Source organism: Synechococcus sp. PCC 7502, assembly GCF_000317085.1.
Taxonomy (GTDB): domain Bacteria; phylum Cyanobacteriota; class Cyanobacteriia; order Pseudanabaenales; family Pseudanabaenaceae; genus PCC-7502.
Genome location: NC_019702.1, coordinates 1,354,687 through 1,370,663, shown reverse-complemented (window position 1 = coordinate 1,370,663; position 15,977 = coordinate 1,354,687). Strand labels below are relative to the sequence as shown.

Below are 15,977 nucleotides of genomic sequence, written 5' to 3'. Positions count from 1 at the left end.
ATGAAAATTTCAATTATTACTGTATGTAAAAATTCCCAAAATCATATTGAAAAATCCATTCAAAGCGTAATTTCTCAAACCTATAAAAACATTGAATATATAATTATAGATGGAGCTTCTGACGATAAAACTTGTGAAATAATTAATAAATATAAAAACCATATTCACGCTTTTAAAAGTGAGCCAGATCATAGTCTATATGAAGCCATGAATAAAGGTCTTAGGTTGGCATCAGGAGATTTTTTATATTTTTTAAACTCTGATGACTATATTTTCGATGAACGAGTAATTAGTGATGTTGTAAATTTTATTACTAAAAATCCGAAATCTGAATTCATCTATGGTAACTGCCAAACTCGATCACCTCTGGGAATATTATCAGTCTATGAACCAGTGGAGCCTAAGAAGATTCTTGATGAAATGCTAATTTTAGGAGATTTTCCGATTCAAGCAGCATCATTTTTTAAAGCTGAATTATTCACGAGATTTGGTAATTTTAGTGAAAATTATAGAATTGCTTCTGATTATGAATGGTACACCAGAATTTTAAATGCACAAAATGTCTATTTATTTTATTATCCAAGAATAATTTCTTCATTTTATCGAGGCGGGTTATCCAGTGATTTTCGTAAAGTCTTCCCAGAAGTATGGGCTATTCAGGATAAAGCATTAGTTTATCAAACTGACTATTGGAAAAAACAAAGAGTGATTAAATTGCAAGAATTAATCATTAAAACTGAACAACTAACAAAAGAAGCTAATTTATTAGCAGCTAATCGTCAAAATATTATTAACGTTATTAGTATATTTAACCAAAGCTTTAATAGAATTTATCAATCTAATAAATTTAATCTCAACAACAGAAATAATTAAAAATGAGAATTTTAATTGATGGTACACCTATTAAATCTAATCCCAGTGGAGTAGGTTTGCATTTATTGAATTTAATCCATTGGTTATATATCTTACAAGATAGAAATTCTCTTAATTTTAGCTATGAAATGGGAATATCCTATCAACCTGGATTAAAAAATTGGCTTAAAGGTAAGCAGATTTTTCCTGACCTTATTAATTCTTATCCCAATCTTTATAGCTTACCTATTCCTGTTAGATTAGTGAATCCATTTTTACTATATGCTCCAACATTATTTTGCAATTGTTTTGAACCTACTCTAGGTTATCCAGATATAATTCATGGGACAAATTATTTAGTTTATCCATTTAAAAGAAGTCTTAAGATATTAAATATTTATGATTTAACCTTTATTAAGTATCCTGAGTATGTTGATGCTGTTGTTGGCAAATATTTTGCAGTTGTTAAGCAATGTCTTACTTGGACTGATTTAATAATTTCTAGTTCTGAGAGTATTAAGCAAGATATTATTGAATACTTAAGTTTTCCCGCAGAACGCATCCATGTTACCCCTTTAGCTAGTAGATATAATCATAAATTTATTGAAAATTTTAAGCCTGAGATATTGACTTCATCATTCGCCAATTACGATTTTACTAAACCATATATCTTATTTGTCAGCACTATCGAACCTCGAAAAAATATTAAGGCTTTAATTACAGCCTTTAACTCACTAAAGCAAAAATATAAGATTGAGCATAACCTAGTTTTAATTGGACAAAAGGGTTGGAACTATACACCTATATTTGAGGCGATCGCTAACTCTGCATACACACACAATATTTATCACCTAGACTATCTTTCCGACGAATTAGTCGCAGCTTTCTATGCTAAAGCAGATGTTTTTGTTTATCCGTCTCACTATGAAGGATTTGGCTTACCGATTTTAGAAGCTATGACGTTGGGTGCACCAGTGATTACATCTAATGTTTCGTCAATGCCAGAGGTGGGAGGAAATGCAGCAGTATTAATTGATCCTAATAATTCTGAAGAATTAGCTGAAAGTATTTTAAAAGTAATTAGCGATCGCAATTTCAGAAATGAACTAATTACAAAAGGACAGGAAAGAGCTAAAGCCTTCTCATGGGAAAAAACTGCCCTAGCAACCCTAGAAGGCTATCAAAAAGTATTAAGGTGAAGAATTACTTAAAACGATCCCAGCGCCACAGAGAAATTTTCTTACCTTGAGCTAATCGCCACATCAAGTACAAATTTAGGACAAAATAAGTTGAAGTTAAAGTCGCCTTAGATAGCCCTTGGGTAATCTGACTACTTTCTCCAAGCATCGTATAGCCAGAAAGCCAAATTAAAAGGAGTATTAAAGAAACTTGAGCAATCTCCTTAAGTTGCTTACTACCACGGCTACTGATCAATGCCATGAGGGCAGGAAGAGTCCCAAAAACTGGAACTAAACATGAATACATAAATACTTTTTGTCGAGAGGAAATTTCTAGTTTTAGGTTGTTTGGTTTCTTACCCATATATTTACCCCGTATTAAGCTCAGGTTTATGTGTGGAATTTATTGATGCCAGATCGGGACGTAAATCTCTCGCCCCATTTAGATAAATATGCTGAATTTTTGATTGTTCTAAACAGCTATTAACGTGAAGCAATACACGAATACACTTACTCAGCCCACCTTTTACATACATTTGCTGTACATCAATCAAAGGTACATATTCCCAATCCCTGCGAGAACGAGCAATTTGAGCAGGAAAGATAACATCAATATCAGGGGTAACTGAGAAAGTAACGCTCACAATTTCCTTGGGATCAATTTGATTTTTTTCTTCGATCGCCGTCATCAGTTCTAGTACAGCCGCACTCACTGCCTCTACCGTATTTGCTTCTACGGTTGTTGCCCCTCTTACTCCTCTCACTCGCCAGCCCACAGTTTTTTCCCCAGTCTTTTTATCTACCAGATTGTACCGTTTTGCTAGATATTTTCATATTTTTAGATCGGTGAAGCCTAGGAAGGGCTATCTAGTAAAATTACTTGCTTTTGACAAGCAGCAGCATCAATCAAAATATGAGTTTATTTACTTTTGCTTAAAGCCTTATAATTCTTCAATATTATAAAAATTTTAATAATTAATTTAGGCGGACGATTTGTGCCAAAAGCAGGCATTATATTCAACGATTCCAAACCAGTTGCCGAAAAAGCAGCCCTAGAGATCAAATCATGGTTAACTAATCAAGGCTGGGAAGTACTGATTACAACTGGGCAGGGAGGTATTTTGGGCTATGGTAAACCCAACAGTCCCGCCTGTCATACACCGATTAAGAGCTTAGTGCCATCAGGCTTTGATCAAGATATGTCCTTTGCTATTTCCCTAGGCGGAGATGGAACTGTCCTGTCAGCATTTAGGCAAATTGCCCCTAAAGGTATTCCCCTCTTAACCATTAATACTGGACACATGGGCTTTTTAACGGAAATTTATCTTTCCCACTTGCATGAGGCTCTAGAACAGATGATCAGTGGCAGCTATGTGGTTGAACAACGATCAATGATTGCCGTCCAAGTATTTGATCGAGTTGGGCTAATTTGGGAAGCTTTATCGTTAAATGAAATGGTGTTGCATCGAGAACCATTAACTAGTATGTGCCATTTTGAAATTACGATTGGCAAGCATACTCCCGTAGATGTGGCGGCGGATGGGGTAATTATTTCTACGCCCACGGGTTCCACCGCCTATGCTCTATCAGCGGGCGGTCCAGTGATAGAACCCGGAATTCCTGTTTTACAGTTGGTGCCAATTTGCCCACATTCCATGGCTTCAAGGGCATTGGTTTTTTCTAATACGGAAAAAGTCATCGTTAAGCCTGCAAATCAACACCGTTTAGTTTTGGTGGTGGATGGTAACGCTGGATGTTATGTTTATCCTGACTATCACGTTAAGGTGGAGCGATCGCCCTACGCAGCCCGATTTATTCGCTTAGAACGAGGAGAGTTTTTGCGGGTACTTAGGGAAAAACTAGGCTGGGGCTTACCCCATATTTCTAAGCCAACTTCGGTGGAGTTACCCTAATTACTGGTAGCAACATCTAACTTATATGGAGCCTCAGTATCTCCTTTAGTCCTCACTAAGATTTGATAATTGCCACTCAGGGTTTTGGTGATCTTAGGAGGATTAATATTATTAGAATCCCAAACCACCACCCCGTCAGGATTAATGATTTCAGCAAAAATATTACCAATAATTCCTACTTCTAGGGTTTGTCCATCTAACACATTCACACTATAGCGAATTTGTTGCTGAGGTTTGACATTGCCACCCACGGAGGTACTCAATAATCCGGGCGGGAATTCTAAGGTTTTAGAAATTTCAGGATTGTTTGAATTATTTGGATTGGCAGTGGGATCAGGGGTGGGAATAGGCGTTGGTGTAGGTTTAGGCTTAGGAATCACAGGTTCCTCTAGTTGTACTTCCAAATCATAGTTACTTTCGGTAGTGCCACTAGCGGTTTTAATGATAATAAAGTATGCCCCCGTAGCTGGCAGCTTCCCTCTCCAGTAGCCAATGGTAAGGTTGCTAGAATAATTATCTATGGGCTTTTGATCAACATAAATCAAAGTCATCACCAAGCCAGACCCAGTCAATGCCGCCGTTAGGGTTTGCCCCTTCTTCCCATCAAGTCGATAGGTAATAGTTTGATCGGCAGTAATACTATCGCTAACTTTAGCTTGATTATTTTGTAAATCCAGTCCCTTATTGATGTTAGTTGGTATCGATGGCGGAGGGGGAACAATTGTCGTCCTTGGGATGTCTTTGTAATTTAAAACCAATGAAGCGATCGCCCATGCCCCAATTCCTGAAATAACGACTAGACCAATTCCTAATAAAATTCCTGATAGATTACTTTTTTGAGATTTCACAAACTTCTGTGTTGCCAGTTGCGTTGATAGTTGTGTAGATAGATTTTGATTGTTAGATACAGAGGGTTGCGCCCCTACCATAAAAGTCTTGACCTGCGATAAAGAGGCTTGGGCAAACTCTAGGGCTGCTAATACCTCTTGGGCATTACTATAGCGGTCATTAGGCTTAAAACTCAACATTTTGTCTAATACTTGCTTGAGTCCTGCACTAACCGAGGCAAACTGCTCCCAATGCCAAGTTAAACTCACATCATCAAATAGTTCTTGAGGTTCTTTCCCCGTTAGTAAAACCACTGCTGTTGCTGCTAAAGCATAGAGATCACTATTAGGATAGGCGCGTCCCGATTGCATTTGTTCAGGGGGAGCATAGCCCAGTTTACCCACAACTGTAGAATGAGAAGAGTGAGATAAAAGTTTAGTGGCAGTTTCTTTAACTACGCCAAAATCAATTAATACTGGTAGGCGATCGCTGTTACGTAAAATTAAATTTTCGGGAGAAATATCCCTGTGGATAATATGGTGACTATGTAAATACACCAGAATCGGTAAAACCGTAAGTAATAACTCTGTCACCTCAGCTTCACTAAATGTAGTTTTACGCTTAACGCACTCAATTAAAATATCCCTAAAGGTTTTTCCATCCACATAATCCTGCACCAAAAATAAACGTCCAGACGCTTCAAAGGTGGCTCTAAATTGGGGAACCTGCGGGTGTTTAATCTGATAAAGAATACTGGCTTCCCGTTGAAATAATTCCTTTGCTTTTTTGATTGCTTCGGGAGTAGGGCTGTAGGGAATAAACTCCTTAAGAACACAGGGCTCATTAAACCTTTCCATATCCTCCGCCATGTAGGTTCGCCCCATACCTCCTTGACCTAAGATATTTTTGATAATGTAGCGATCGCGCAGGATAGAACCCGAAAGAATTGGCGGTTGCATTAACTTATTAATTTTCTAGGTTTAAATTTCTAGGGTTTAAGTTTTTACTCTAAATCGAGGTTTTGTATATCTTGATATGAATAGAACTAAATTTTAAGCTACGATGGAAGAATCCATAATCTCATTCTAGCGTTGTTTAGGTAGAGTAGTCATGAGTCAAGTTGATCCCGAGCAGAGTGATCAGTTATTAGAAAAGCTCAAACATGAGTTACATAACTGTCAAACCCAATGTAATCAGGCTCATCTCTTTTTGGCTGAGATTTGTAATAAGCTCAACGTCACTCAAGATTTACTTAGCCAGTACCAAGAATTCTCTAAGACGAAAGAAAAGCAAATCATAGCCCTTGAGCATGAACTAAAACTTAAGTCTGAGCAACTTGCACTCGTTAGCTCTGAGCATGAAGAACTACGACGGCGGATCAAATCAGAAAAACATAATGCTTCGCAATATAAAGCCGCATTGCATAGATGTTTAGATACTTCCCATTTATCCCCCGAAGAAGCAAAGCAAGTATTCACTCAAGCCCGTAAACTTACCCATAATTCTTCCCACCTCTTACCTGAAAGAGAAGAAAAATCTGCGGTTTCTTCCCAAAGCCATCATGGGGTTGGTCTAGTTCCCCATCCCATTGATTCGCCTAAGTTCTTGCAAGACATGGGGAATCCAAGTCATTCAAGTCAGCATTCAATCCAGTCTTCAAATCAGCAGTTATCTGATATCAAACCTCCAGCTAAGCCTTCAACTTCAGCCCACAAGCCCCATGAAGTTTTAGCAGCTAAAGCTATATCTGAAGAGAAGCCCAAGTCTCCTACCATTAAATTACCTCAGTTTGCCCCACTTAAACCTCGATGATTGGCTATTTACGAGGTACGTTAGTTGAAATTAAAACAGGTGATTTGAAAAAATCGATCCCAACTATTACCCTTGATATTCAAGGCATTGGCTATGAGGTACAAGTTACTGCCAATTCTCTGAGTAAATTACCTGCCATTGACGAATCATTAAAACTATATACCTATCTCCAAGTCAGAGAAGATCGATTAGGATTATTTGGTTTTTTATCTATTAGTGAACGGGATTTATTTAGGGAGTTAATTGCGGTTTCAGGTATTGGGACCCAAATGGCGATCGCTTTAATTAATACCCTAGGCATAGAAGACTTAGTCAAAGCGATCGTTACCAGTAATACCCGCATTCTTAGCCTTACCCCCGGAGTCGGTACTAAAACTGCTGAAAGAATAGCCTTAGAGCTAAAATCAAAATTAGCAGATTGGCGACTTTCCCAAGTAGGAACGGCTAGCACTTTTATTGTGGCAGTGCAAGAAGATTTAGAAATGACCCTACTCGCACTAGGATATAGTCCTAAAGAAATTAATCAGGCATTAGGAGCGATCGCCACATCACCCCTACTTATCAATAATCAAGATCTAGAAACATGGCTAAAAGTAGCAATTAACTGGTTAAGTCAAAATAGTTGTTAAATCACCTTTTACCTTAATCACCTAAAGTCAAGCAGTTAAAGATAAAACCATACCTTCCCTTGCCATAATTGCGCCCGGAAATTGCTCTTTTGCTTTTTTACCCACCTCATCCAAATAATCATCATCATGGAGGGGATCGTGATGATAGATTACTAAGGTCTTAACGTTTGCGCTCTCTGCCACCTTAATTGCCTCCTGCCAAGTTGAATGTCCCCATCCCACCTTAGGTGAGACTTTTGACCAATACTGCTCATCGCTGTAAGTAGCATCCAAAATTAAAACATCAGCATTACGTGCCAGATTAACTAAATTTTGATCAATTCCGTCAGCAAAATGTTCAGTATCCGTAGCATAGACGATCGCATAGTTATCCCAACAAACTCTATAGCCCGTAGCCTCACCTGGATGGTTAAGCATCCCCGTTTCCACAATCACGCCATCACCAAGATCAATTTTTTCGCCAATTTCAATATTGTGAAATTTCATCGTGGAACCCATAATTCTCAAAGGTACAGGAAAATTAGGGTGATGCATTTGATCTTCTAGCCGTTCTTGTAAGGTAGCTCCATTGGGGGCAATTCTGCCATAAATGTCAAAAGTATTACCTTTAATAAATGCAGGAATAAAAAAAGGAAAGCCTTGAATATGATCCCAATGACTATGGGTAAAAAAGATGTGTCCCTCCACAGGCATTTCTTTGAGCAGATACTGTCCTAATGCCCTGATTCCAGTTCCCCCATCCATAATAAGACGTTTACCGTGACAGCGAATTTCCACGCAGGGAGTATTGCCACCATAGCGCACAGTTCCCACCCCCGGAGTGGCAATGCTACCTCTTACACCCCAAAAGTGGACTGAAAACTCTTTTTCACTGATAGGCATAAATATTTTTATATTAACTGAGGTAGTAACTGGTAATTAAATTGGATTATATTCCGGTATTCTAAAAACGCTCTAAAAGCGATGTAAACCAATAATGTTCTTAGCTTATGACATTACTTTATCGTTAGCCTATCCTAACAATGTAATAAGCTAATAAACCCTGAATCGTAATTATTCCAGTTTTTTATTCTATAACTAGTGACATAAATCACATATATACTGTAAGTAAGACTTTAAGCAAGGATTTCTTTACCTAATTTTTACCTGAACCAGTAAATTGATGCAATTCTTAAGCAATCTTTGTATTTGTATTTACCAATTTTTTAACCAGAACAGCTACAATAACTTCTAGTCGAGGTTCGGGTTCAAGATTTGCACAATTTCATGATTGATCAAGCTCTTTCCGAAGTCTGGCGTTACAACAACGAATTTTCAGTTTTGGAGAGATTTTACAGTGACTATTTATGTAGGTAACTTGTCATACCAAGCCAGTCAAGAAGACTTAATGGAAGTTTTTAATGACTACGGTAAGGTTAAGCGAGTACAACTCCCCACCGATCGCGAAACTGGTCGGATGCGTGGATTTGCTTTTGTCGATATGGAAGAAGATTCCCAAGAAACAGCCGCAATTGAAGCTCTGGACGGAGCCGAATGGATGGGGCGTGATCTAAAGGTAAACAAAGCTAAGCCCCGTGAAGAACGTGGTGGTGGCGGTAATCGAGGTGGCGGCAGAAACCGTTACTAAGTTATCTTTTGGGTTACATCATATATTCATCAGAAACTAAAATATGGGCTGCTCTGGCAACATTGCTGGGGTGGCTTTATTTTTACGGTTTTCCTCAATGGCTTAAACTCGCAATTGGGTTATTATGCAACCTAGGGTTGAGCTGACTGTTCTGACTGTTGACTTCACAAATTATGCAAAATTTCCGTAACTACTACGAAATCCTAAATCTACCAAAAACCGCATCCGCAGACGAAATTAAGGCTGCCTATCGCAGCTTAGCGCGGAGGTACCACCCCGATGTTAATCCCGGGGACAAAACTGCTGAAGATCGGTTTAAAGAAATTGGTGAAGCATACGAGGTTTTATCTGATCCCACTAAAAGACAACAATACGATCAGTTTGGTCAGTTTTGGAAGCAAGGAGGGTTTCAAGGCGGTAGATCAAGGTACGATGATGGGGCGGACTTTAATCAAAATAACGAGGTTGATTTTAGCCAATTTAGTGATTTTCAAGAGTTTGTTGATCAACTTTTAGGCAAGTTTAGAACCAATGAGGCACGCAAGCCCGAACCAAATTATAACTATCGTCCTCCCAGTGCTGCTCCTAGAACTGCCACTCGCCGTGATACCGAAGCTTTATTAACTCTGCCTTTGGAAAGAGCCTATGTGGGGGGAAGAGAGAGAATTAGATTAGAAGATGGGCGATCGCTAGAAGTAAATATGCCCCCAGGAGTAATGACTGGACAACGCATTCGTCTCAAAGGGCAGGGTCCTGCGGGAGGAGATCTGTTCCTCAAAATTAGCTTACAAGCCCACCCATTTTTTACCCTTGAGGGTTATGATATCCGTTGTCAGTTACCCGTATCTCCTAGTGAATCAGTTTTAGGGGTACAAGTCGAAGTCCCCACCCTAAGCGGAGTGGTCAAACTTAAAGTTCCACCGGGGGTGCAATCGGGACAGAAGTTACGTTTGGCAGGAAAGGGTTTTCCTAAGGATGCCCGCAGTTTTGGTGATCAATATGTAGAAGTGCAGATTGTAGTTCCCAAGAATCCTACGGGACGAGAACGGGAACTTTATGAACAGTTACTAAAAATCCAAACCTATGATCCAAGGGAATATTTGGGCAGGGTTTAGTATGAATTGATTGTGGCGGCAATCGCTTTAGCAATACTAATTAGAGCTTTAGCTGAGGCAGATTCTGGATGATCTAATACTATCGGTATGCCGCGATCGCTACCTTTTCTTAAATCAATTTCTAAAGGTACACAGCCTAATAAAGGTACTTGTAACTCTGAGGCAGTTTTAGAACCTCCCCCAGAACCAAAAATATCATACTGGCGATCGGGTAAATCTGGCGGGATAAAGTAACTCATATTTTCCACAATTCCTAAGACAGGTACTCCCATTTGCTCAAACATTTTTAGACCTTTGCGCGCATCTAAGAGGGATACGGTTTGAGGCGTAGTCACAATTACCGCACCAGCCAGTGGCACAGACTGTACTAAAGTTAACTGAGCGTCCCCTGTACCTGGAGGCATATCTACAATTAAATAATCTAGTTCTCCCCAATTAGCTTGATATAAAAACTGTCTGATTACGCCATTTAACATGGGACCTCTCCAGACGATGGGCTGATCCTTATCTACTAAAAATGCCATAGAAATCATCTTGACACCGTGGTTAAATGCAGGCTGAACTATATCCTTACCACTCGCATCTTTAATCACTTCCATACGAGCAGCATCCATACCGAGCATTAAAGGCACATTAGGACCATAAATATCTGCGTCTAAAATGCCCACTTTAGCTCCCATTTCTGCTAAAGCTACTGCTACATTCACTGATACACTGGTTTTACCCACACCGCCTTTACCGCTAGAAATTGCTACGATATGCTTAACTCCTTGCACAGGAGTCAGACTAGAAACTGGGGAAGATGGGACTGGTGGTTTTTCAGGCATATCCACTTTAACCCACACATCTTTAACATCTGGCAGGGACTTAACTACAGTTTTACATTGATCTATGAGGGATTGCTTAACGGCAGGTGCTGTATTACCACCTAGAACAAGGGTAAAACCAACAATCCCTGATGGTTTGATATTGATATCTCGAATCATGTTAAGTTCAACTAAGCTCTTGCGTGATTCTGGTTCTTGGATAGGAGTCAGAGCTTTAAAAATTGCCGCAGCATCGAGTAAGGTCATTTATTTAAAAGTAGTTAAAAGAGCTAGAAAGCTAAAATTAAACAGAGTAGCGCAACATATCCAAAGACTTAGAATAACAGAAAATCTCACAGTGCAATCTAGCAAGATAGTGGCGTAACCGAGAGTTTTCACCCTCAACTCTGGTCATGTAAGTCTTGCTGATAAAAAGTTTTAGCACTGCGATCGCACATGCGTTCCATAAAGACTGGCTTTACCGAGTCCAGTGGCTTCAGAGATTTTACTAAGGCGTCATAGACATATTGCCGAAATAGGTTAAGTAAAAATGGAATATAAGTAAGTCATTGACATTATACCAAATGATCGGTACAATATTTGTGTATCGAACGATCGGTACAAATTGTTTAACTCTTAAAAAATCCAATCCAAAATTAAACCTATGATTAAGCTCTACGGACATGAACTTTCGGGTAACAGCTACAAAGTTAAATTGCTTCTTTCCCTACTTCATCTTGAATATGAATGGATAAAAGTTGATTTAATGCAAGGGGAACATAAAGGTGAGCAACATTTAGCTCGAAATCCCTTTGGTCAAGTTCCTGTGTTGATCGATGGTGACGTTACTTTAGCTGATGCCCAATCCATTCTGGTCTATTTGGCACGAAAATATGGAGGCGATCGCTGGCTCCCCTTAGATGCTGTAGCCTTAGCACAAGTAGTACGTTGGCTATCTACGGCTGCGGGAGAAGTACGGCAGGGGACAGAAAATGCGCGACTCTATTACCTATTTGGGGCGACTAATATCAATATTGAACTGGCTACGCAAAAATCTGGATTTATCCTCAATCAACTGGATCAACATCTAAGTACAAGGAATTGGTTAGAATTTGAACACCCGACAATTGCTGATATTGCTATTTTCCCGTACATTGCCCTAGCTGCTGGTGGCAAGATTGATATTAAACCCTATTCCCATGTTTTAGCTTGGATTGAACGGGTTAAACAGTTATCTGGATTTGTAGCAATGGTAGGAATTTAAAATTCATAGAAAATTAAAGATATGCAAACAAGTTGAGGATGAGAAATCTATGCCCAGTAAATTTGGAGAGATTGCCTTTACCCCTGCCGTTAAAGCCGTACAGGAGCGCATGGGTTCCCGTGAGACCTACGATCGCTATATTGCTAAAGGTGCTGCCAATGATACAATTACCCCTGAAATTGCGGAATTTATTGCCAGTATGGATGGTGCCTACTTGGGAACAACTGGATCAAATGGCTATCCTTACATTCAGTTTCGCGGCGGACAAAAAGGATTTCTCAAGGTTCTTGATCCAAAAACGATTGGGTTTGCTGACTACAGAGGGAATGTGCAGTATGTGTCTGTGGGCAATATGGATGATAACGATAAAGCTTTTCTGTTTTTAATGGACTATCGTCATCGTCGTCGCCTCAAATTATGGGGAAGGGCATACTACACCGAAGCGGATAAAAGTCTGATTAGCCAAGTAATTGATTCAGACTATTCGGCAGTAGTAGAAAGAGCAATCATTTTTAAGATTGAGGCATATAGTTGGAACTGTCCGCAGCATATACCGATTCGCTATTCCCAAGCAGAAGTCGAAGCAATGCAGACTAGAATTACTGAGTTGGAAAACTTGCTTAGTGAGGCTAAGAAGAAATAACTATGAAACTTCATGCAGATTTTAGTCAGCGTGTGGTCGTTGATAGTGAAGCCTTAAATTGGGTTGATTCGCCCATGATTGGGGTGCAGCGTCGGATGTTAGAACGTGATGGCGAAGAGGTCGCAAGGGCAACTTCAATCGTCCGCTATGCTCCCAATAGTCATTTCTCTGCACATACCCACGGTGGTGGTGAAGAGTTTTTTGTCCTTGAAGGTACTTTTTCTGATGAATACGGTGATTATCCTGCGGGGACTTACGTCCGTAATCCTGTTGGATCAACACATACGCCTTTTAGTAAGGAAGGCTGCACAATTTTAGTTAAGCTCTGGCAAATGGAACCCGATGATCAGGAACGGGTGGCGATCGCTACTACCCAAACAGCTTGGCTTAATGGCTTAGTCAAGGGATTACAGGTAATGCCTCTCCATAGCCATAAAACTGAAAATGTTGCCCTAGTTAAGTGGGATGTTGGTACCCAGTTTCAACACCATATTCATTTAGGTGGAGAAGAAATCTTTGTACTGGATGGCATCTTTGAAGATGAGTTTGGGGCTTATCCCAAGGGTAGTTGGCTGCGTAATCCCAAGGGTAGTAAGCATACTCCCTTTAGTCAATTAGGTTGTTTAATTTATGTCAAAGTTGGACATTTAAATCAAAAATAGAAAAACATTATATTTGCTCATATTTACTTTGAATGGGCAATTACCTTAAATTAGGTTAGATAAGGTGACTTTCAGTAACATTCATTAATTTCTATCTTTAAAAAATAGACCTGCAAGGATGTAACGAGTAAAATCCCTAAAACTCTTACTAGAAGACAGTTCGATAGTTCTTGGTTTTTGCTCAACAACTCTATTTAGCAGTTATGAATACTTGGTTACAAATATTTCTGGTAATTCTGGCGATCGCAGTAATACCATTTTTCTTGATGTGCTGGAATATTGCCAAAATAACTTTGCGCTCGGTGCGTCACGTTATCCCAGCCACTACCGAACCACCAGAATTTGTTAAAAATACATTACAGTCCACGATTTCTGAACTCCAATCATTAGGATTTAAGTTTTTAGGCTATTACGAAATTGAAAAAGCCAATCTGAATGCTGATAAATCAGACTGGGGGGTGCTGTTTTGTGATGAATCACATCAAGTATATGTTGGAGGTTCAATTCCTGAAGTTACTATTTTAGATAATCCACCTGTTAACATTGCCTTCTCCAGCTTTTTTGCTGATGGTGGCTATGTTTCTACGATTAACCTTAAGCTTGACCCAAAACTCAAGGCTATTGTCAGTCAACCTAAGCCAGAGATCAGTCGTATTCAACATCTGGGATTTGCTACCATTCCCGATCTGTGGCAAAAGCATCAAGACATCCTCCAAGAACAATCCTTAACTCGTGAAATCCTTACCCTTGATCCTGAAGCCTATCAAGAAACTATAGAACGAAATGCAGCGATCGAAGTCAGTCGCTTGGTTTCTACCAAAGAAATGGTGTGGGTGGAGCCAGACAAATCCTATCGTTACGGTTGGTTGCTGATATTGCGATCGGCTTTAATTTATACCCCTATGGTGTGGTCTGCGATATTTGCGAATTTTGCAGGTGGAACTTCTAAATTGAATCAGGTGCCAAGCCTCGAACTAGAAATCAGTCAATTTCAAGCTCAACTAGAACAGAAGCCCGCAAAACTCTCTCCCAAATTGCAACGGGCTTTAGCGTTGGGAACGTTAGCGATATTTATGGTGGTTTATGCTGCGTGGTTTTCATGGCAAGGAATGCTAATTTTTGTCGGCGTACTCTTATTCCATGAGGGTGGTCATGTACTGGCGATGAAATGGTTTGGATATCGGGATGTAACAATGCTATTTATTCCATTTCTCGGAGCCTTGGCAACGGCAAGAAAAGATAATGCTTCCCTTACGGAAAAAGTCTGGATATCTTTGGCGGGTCCGTTACCCGGATTAATTATAGGTACTGGGTTAGCGATCGCTTTTTTTAATGTCGATCATGGTATTTCTGGATTTGCAAATGATTCATGGATTCACACTTTAACATTCACCCTAATTGGACTGAATTTATTTAATTTGCTGCCAGTTTATCCCCTTGATGGTGGACAAGTTGCTGACCTATTATTATTTTCTAGTAATCCCTACTTGAGTGTATTGTATAAAAGCTTAGGCGTAGGACTATTCATTCTAATTGGCTTAAAACAACCATTATTTCTAGCTTTTGCGTTTTTAATTGCCCTATCCGTTCCCCACAGTTTTCGCGTAGCAAGGTTACAGAAACGATTACAAGAGAATTTCCAAAATAATCCACCCACCGAGCGACCAGAACTAATCCGCCATATTTTTGAAAACCTGCAACAGCCACCTTACAATAGGTTTGCCTTTGCCCAAAAAAGTCTTATTGCTAAAGGTATTCTTGATATTCAAAGGGAAAAATCCGCCCATTGGTACACCAGACTTGGGCTCAGTGCTATCTATATTATTAGTCTGATTGGAGGAGCGATCGGGGGACTATATGCGATTTTCCCAAATCCTCAGGCTTGGGCAGGGATGGCTAAATACTTGAGTTATATCGGCAAAGATGCCAAAGTGATCGTGCAACAGGAATCGCAATCAAGAATCGAGGAAGCAAATCGCAAGCTTCAAGCCAACCCTAAAGATGCCAAGGCATACCAAGATCGCAGCAGTGCCTATCTTATGCTAAAGAACCTCCCCCAAGCTCTAGCCGATGCCAACCAAGCGATTAAACTCGATCCTAAATCCGAACATAGTTATGCCTTACGGGGACAGATTCGGCGAATGTTGAAGGACACTAAAGGCGAGGAAGCAGATTACAAAATCTTTCAAACGCTCTACGCTCAAAAGCAGATTGATCTTGCCAGTTCAAAACTACAAACCAATCCCCAAGATATTAGCTATTATCTTATCCGTGGTCATGCTTACGCTCAGATAGGTAATTCAACAAAGGCATTAGCAGATTTTAATCAGGCATTAAAACTAAAGCCTCAAAATGCTGCCATATTTTTAAGCCGAGGGCAGTTTTACTTGGACAATAAAAATTACTCACAAGCTTTGGCAGACTCCAACCAAGCCATTAAACTCCAACCTAAATCTAGTGAAGCATACTATTTTAGAAGTGAGGTATATAAGCAACTTGGAGACATGCTGAAAGCCGATGCTGATGCTAAAAAAGCGGAAAGCTTCTATTCAGATAAAGATGTTGAAGATACGGAACCTTAACCTAAAATCCGCATAAGGCAGAGTCTCCTGATTAAAGATAAAAACTACGATAAGATTCTTACTAAA

General features: G+C 39.6%; 16 protein-coding genes and 1 pseudogene. 11 read left to right on the top strand and 6 right to left on the bottom strand.

The genetic code is table 11. The annotated features are described in order from the left end of the window. On the top strand, positions 1–873 hold the full coding sequence (locus SYN7502_RS06595) for a glycosyltransferase family 2 protein (RefSeq protein WP_015168095.1): 873 nt from the start codon (positions 1–3) through the stop codon (positions 871–873). 2 nt (positions 874–875) lie between these two features. Continuing rightward, the gene (locus tag SYN7502_RS06590; RefSeq protein ID WP_015168094.1) at positions 876–2,051 is read left to right on the top strand and encodes a glycosyltransferase family 4 protein; all 1,176 of its coding nucleotides are present in this window, start codon (positions 876–878) and stop codon (positions 2,049–2,051) included. A gap of 4 nt (positions 2,052–2,055) precedes the next feature. On the opposite strand, the gene SYN7502_RS06585 is transcribed toward SYN7502_RS06590, so the two are convergent. Both SYN7502_RS06585 and aroH read right to left on the bottom strand, forming a co-directional pair. Beyond that, positions 2,056–2,394 (bottom strand): hypothetical protein, encoded by a 339-nt coding sequence (locus SYN7502_RS06585; RefSeq protein ID WP_015168093.1) that lies wholly within the window; start codon positions 2,392–2,394, stop codon positions 2,056–2,058. 4 nt (positions 2,395–2,398) lie between these two features. After that, on the bottom strand, positions 2,399–2,806 hold the full coding sequence (gene aroH, locus SYN7502_RS06580; protein ID WP_015168092.1) for a chorismate mutase: 408 nt from the start codon (positions 2,804–2,806) through the stop codon (positions 2,399–2,401). 219 nt (positions 2,807–3,025) lie between these two features. On the opposite strand from aroH, the gene SYN7502_RS06575 reads away from it, so the two are divergent. Further along, the gene (locus tag SYN7502_RS06575; protein WP_015168091.1) at positions 3,026–3,943 is read left to right on the top strand and encodes an NAD(+) kinase; all 918 of its coding nucleotides are present in this window, start codon (positions 3,026–3,028) and stop codon (positions 3,941–3,943) included. Here SYN7502_RS06575 and SYN7502_RS06570 read toward each other — a convergent pair. Further along, complete coding sequence (locus tag SYN7502_RS06570) at positions 3,940–5,730, bottom strand: serine/threonine-protein kinase (protein WP_015168090.1); 1,791 nt, start codon at positions 5,728–5,730, stop codon at positions 3,940–3,942. The genes SYN7502_RS06575 and SYN7502_RS06570 overlap by 4 nt on opposite strands. 151 nt (positions 5,731–5,881) lie before the next feature. On the opposite strand from SYN7502_RS06570, the gene SYN7502_RS06565 reads away from it, so the two are divergent. Together SYN7502_RS06565 and ruvA are read left to right on the top strand one after the other, a co-directional pair. Then, the gene (locus SYN7502_RS06565; RefSeq protein ID WP_015168089.1) at positions 5,882–6,583 is read left to right on the top strand and encodes a hypothetical protein; all 702 of its coding nucleotides are present in this window, start codon (positions 5,882–5,884) and stop codon (positions 6,581–6,583) included. Next, complete coding sequence (gene ruvA / locus SYN7502_RS06560) at positions 6,580–7,212, top strand: Holliday junction branch migration protein RuvA (protein WP_015168088.1); 633 nt, start codon at positions 6,580–6,582, stop codon at positions 7,210–7,212. Before SYN7502_RS06565 ends, ruvA begins: the two co-directional genes overlap by 4 nt. 27 nt (positions 7,213–7,239) lie before the next feature. Here ruvA and SYN7502_RS06555 read toward each other — a convergent pair whose 3' ends face one another. Next, a complete protein-coding gene (locus SYN7502_RS06555) occupies positions 7,240–8,094 on the bottom strand; it encodes an MBL fold metallo-hydrolase (RefSeq protein WP_015168087.1) in 855 nt (284 codons plus the stop codon). 454 nt (positions 8,095–8,548) lie between these two features. Here SYN7502_RS06555 and SYN7502_RS06550 point away from each other — a divergent pair, with 454 nt between their 5' ends. Together SYN7502_RS06550 and SYN7502_RS06545 are read left to right on the top strand one after the other, a co-directional pair. Continuing rightward, positions 8,549–8,839, top strand: a complete 291-nt coding sequence (locus SYN7502_RS06550; protein ID WP_015168086.1) for an RNA recognition motif domain-containing protein — start codon at positions 8,549–8,551, stop codon at positions 8,837–8,839. A gap of 173 nt (positions 8,840–9,012) precedes the next feature. Beyond that, positions 9,013–9,954: a DnaJ C-terminal domain-containing protein gene (locus SYN7502_RS06545; protein WP_015168085.1), complete on the top strand. Its 942-nt coding sequence runs from the start codon at positions 9,013–9,015 to the stop codon at positions 9,952–9,954. Here SYN7502_RS06545 and SYN7502_RS06540 read toward each other — a convergent pair. Both SYN7502_RS06540 and SYN7502_RS19630 read right to left on the bottom strand, forming a co-directional pair. Further along, positions 9,951–11,027: an Mrp/NBP35 family ATP-binding protein gene (locus tag SYN7502_RS06540; protein WP_015168084.1), complete on the bottom strand. Its 1,077-nt coding sequence runs from the start codon at positions 11,025–11,027 to the stop codon at positions 9,951–9,953. The genes SYN7502_RS06545 and SYN7502_RS06540 overlap by 4 nt on opposite strands. 37 nt (positions 11,028–11,064) lie before the next feature. Next, positions 11,065–11,190 (bottom strand): annotated as a pseudogene (locus SYN7502_RS19630) (IS1 family transposase); the annotation flags it as partial. Positions 11,191–11,424: 234 nt separating this feature from the next. On the opposite strand from SYN7502_RS19630, the gene SYN7502_RS06535 reads away from it, so the two are divergent. The 4 genes from SYN7502_RS06535 to SYN7502_RS06520 all read left to right on the top strand — a co-directional run bounded on the left by SYN7502_RS06535 (position 11,425) and on the right by SYN7502_RS06520 (position 15,911). Then, entirely contained in the window at positions 11,425–12,024 is a 600-nt protein-coding gene (locus tag SYN7502_RS06535) for a glutathione S-transferase family protein (protein ID WP_015168083.1), read from the top strand. Between the two features lie 49 nt (positions 12,025–12,073). After that, entirely contained in the window at positions 12,074–12,667 is a 594-nt protein-coding gene (locus SYN7502_RS06530; protein ID WP_015168082.1) for a pyridoxamine 5'-phosphate oxidase family protein, read from the top strand. A gap of 2 nt (positions 12,668–12,669) precedes the next feature. After that, the gene (locus SYN7502_RS06525; protein ID WP_015168081.1) at positions 12,670–13,329 is read left to right on the top strand and encodes a cupin domain-containing protein; all 660 of its coding nucleotides are present in this window, start codon (positions 12,670–12,672) and stop codon (positions 13,327–13,329) included. Positions 13,330–13,532: 203 nt separating this feature from the next. Beyond that, entirely contained in the window at positions 13,533–15,911 is a 2,379-nt protein-coding gene (locus SYN7502_RS06520; protein ID WP_015168080.1) for a site-2 protease family protein, read from the top strand. Positions 15,912–15,977: the final 66 nt, after the last annotated feature.

Bases quoted from the DNA above. Each gene is read 5' to 3' on its own strand.
- SYN7502_RS06595 (WP_015168095.1), top strand. From the start codon at position 1: ATGAAAATTTCAATTATTACTGTATGTAAAAATTCCCAAAATCATATT.
- SYN7502_RS06590 (WP_015168094.1), top strand. From the start codon at position 876: ATGAGAATTTTAATTGATGGTACACCTATTAAATCTAATCCCAGTGGA.
- SYN7502_RS06585 (WP_015168093.1), bottom strand. From the start codon at position 2,394: ATGGGTAAGAAACCAAACAACCTAAAACTAGAAATTTCCTCTCGACAA.
- SYN7502_RS06570 (WP_015168090.1), bottom strand. From the start codon at position 5,730: ATGCAACCGCCAATTCTTTCGGGTTCTATCCTGCGCGATCGCTACATT.
- SYN7502_RS06565 (WP_015168089.1), top strand. From the start codon at position 5,882: ATGAGTCAAGTTGATCCCGAGCAGAGTGATCAGTTATTAGAAAAGCTC.
- ruvA (WP_015168088.1), top strand. From the start codon at position 6,580: ATGATTGGCTATTTACGAGGTACGTTAGTTGAAATTAAAACAGGTGAT.
- SYN7502_RS06555 (WP_015168087.1), bottom strand. From the start codon at position 8,094: ATGCCTATCAGTGAAAAAGAGTTTTCAGTCCACTTTTGGGGTGTAAGA.
- SYN7502_RS06545 (WP_015168085.1), top strand. From the start codon at position 9,013: ATGCAAAATTTCCGTAACTACTACGAAATCCTAAATCTACCAAAAACC.
- SYN7502_RS06540 (WP_015168084.1), bottom strand. From the start codon at position 11,027: ATGACCTTACTCGATGCTGCGGCAATTTTTAAAGCTCTGACTCCTATC.
- SYN7502_RS06535 (WP_015168083.1), top strand. From the start codon at position 11,425: ATGATTAAGCTCTACGGACATGAACTTTCGGGTAACAGCTACAAAGTT.
- SYN7502_RS06530 (WP_015168082.1), top strand. From the start codon at position 12,074: ATGCCCAGTAAATTTGGAGAGATTGCCTTTACCCCTGCCGTTAAAGCC.
- SYN7502_RS06525 (WP_015168081.1), top strand. From the start codon at position 12,670: ATGAAACTTCATGCAGATTTTAGTCAGCGTGTGGTCGTTGATAGTGAA.
- SYN7502_RS06520 (WP_015168080.1), top strand. From the start codon at position 13,533: ATGAATACTTGGTTACAAATATTTCTGGTAATTCTGGCGATCGCAGTA.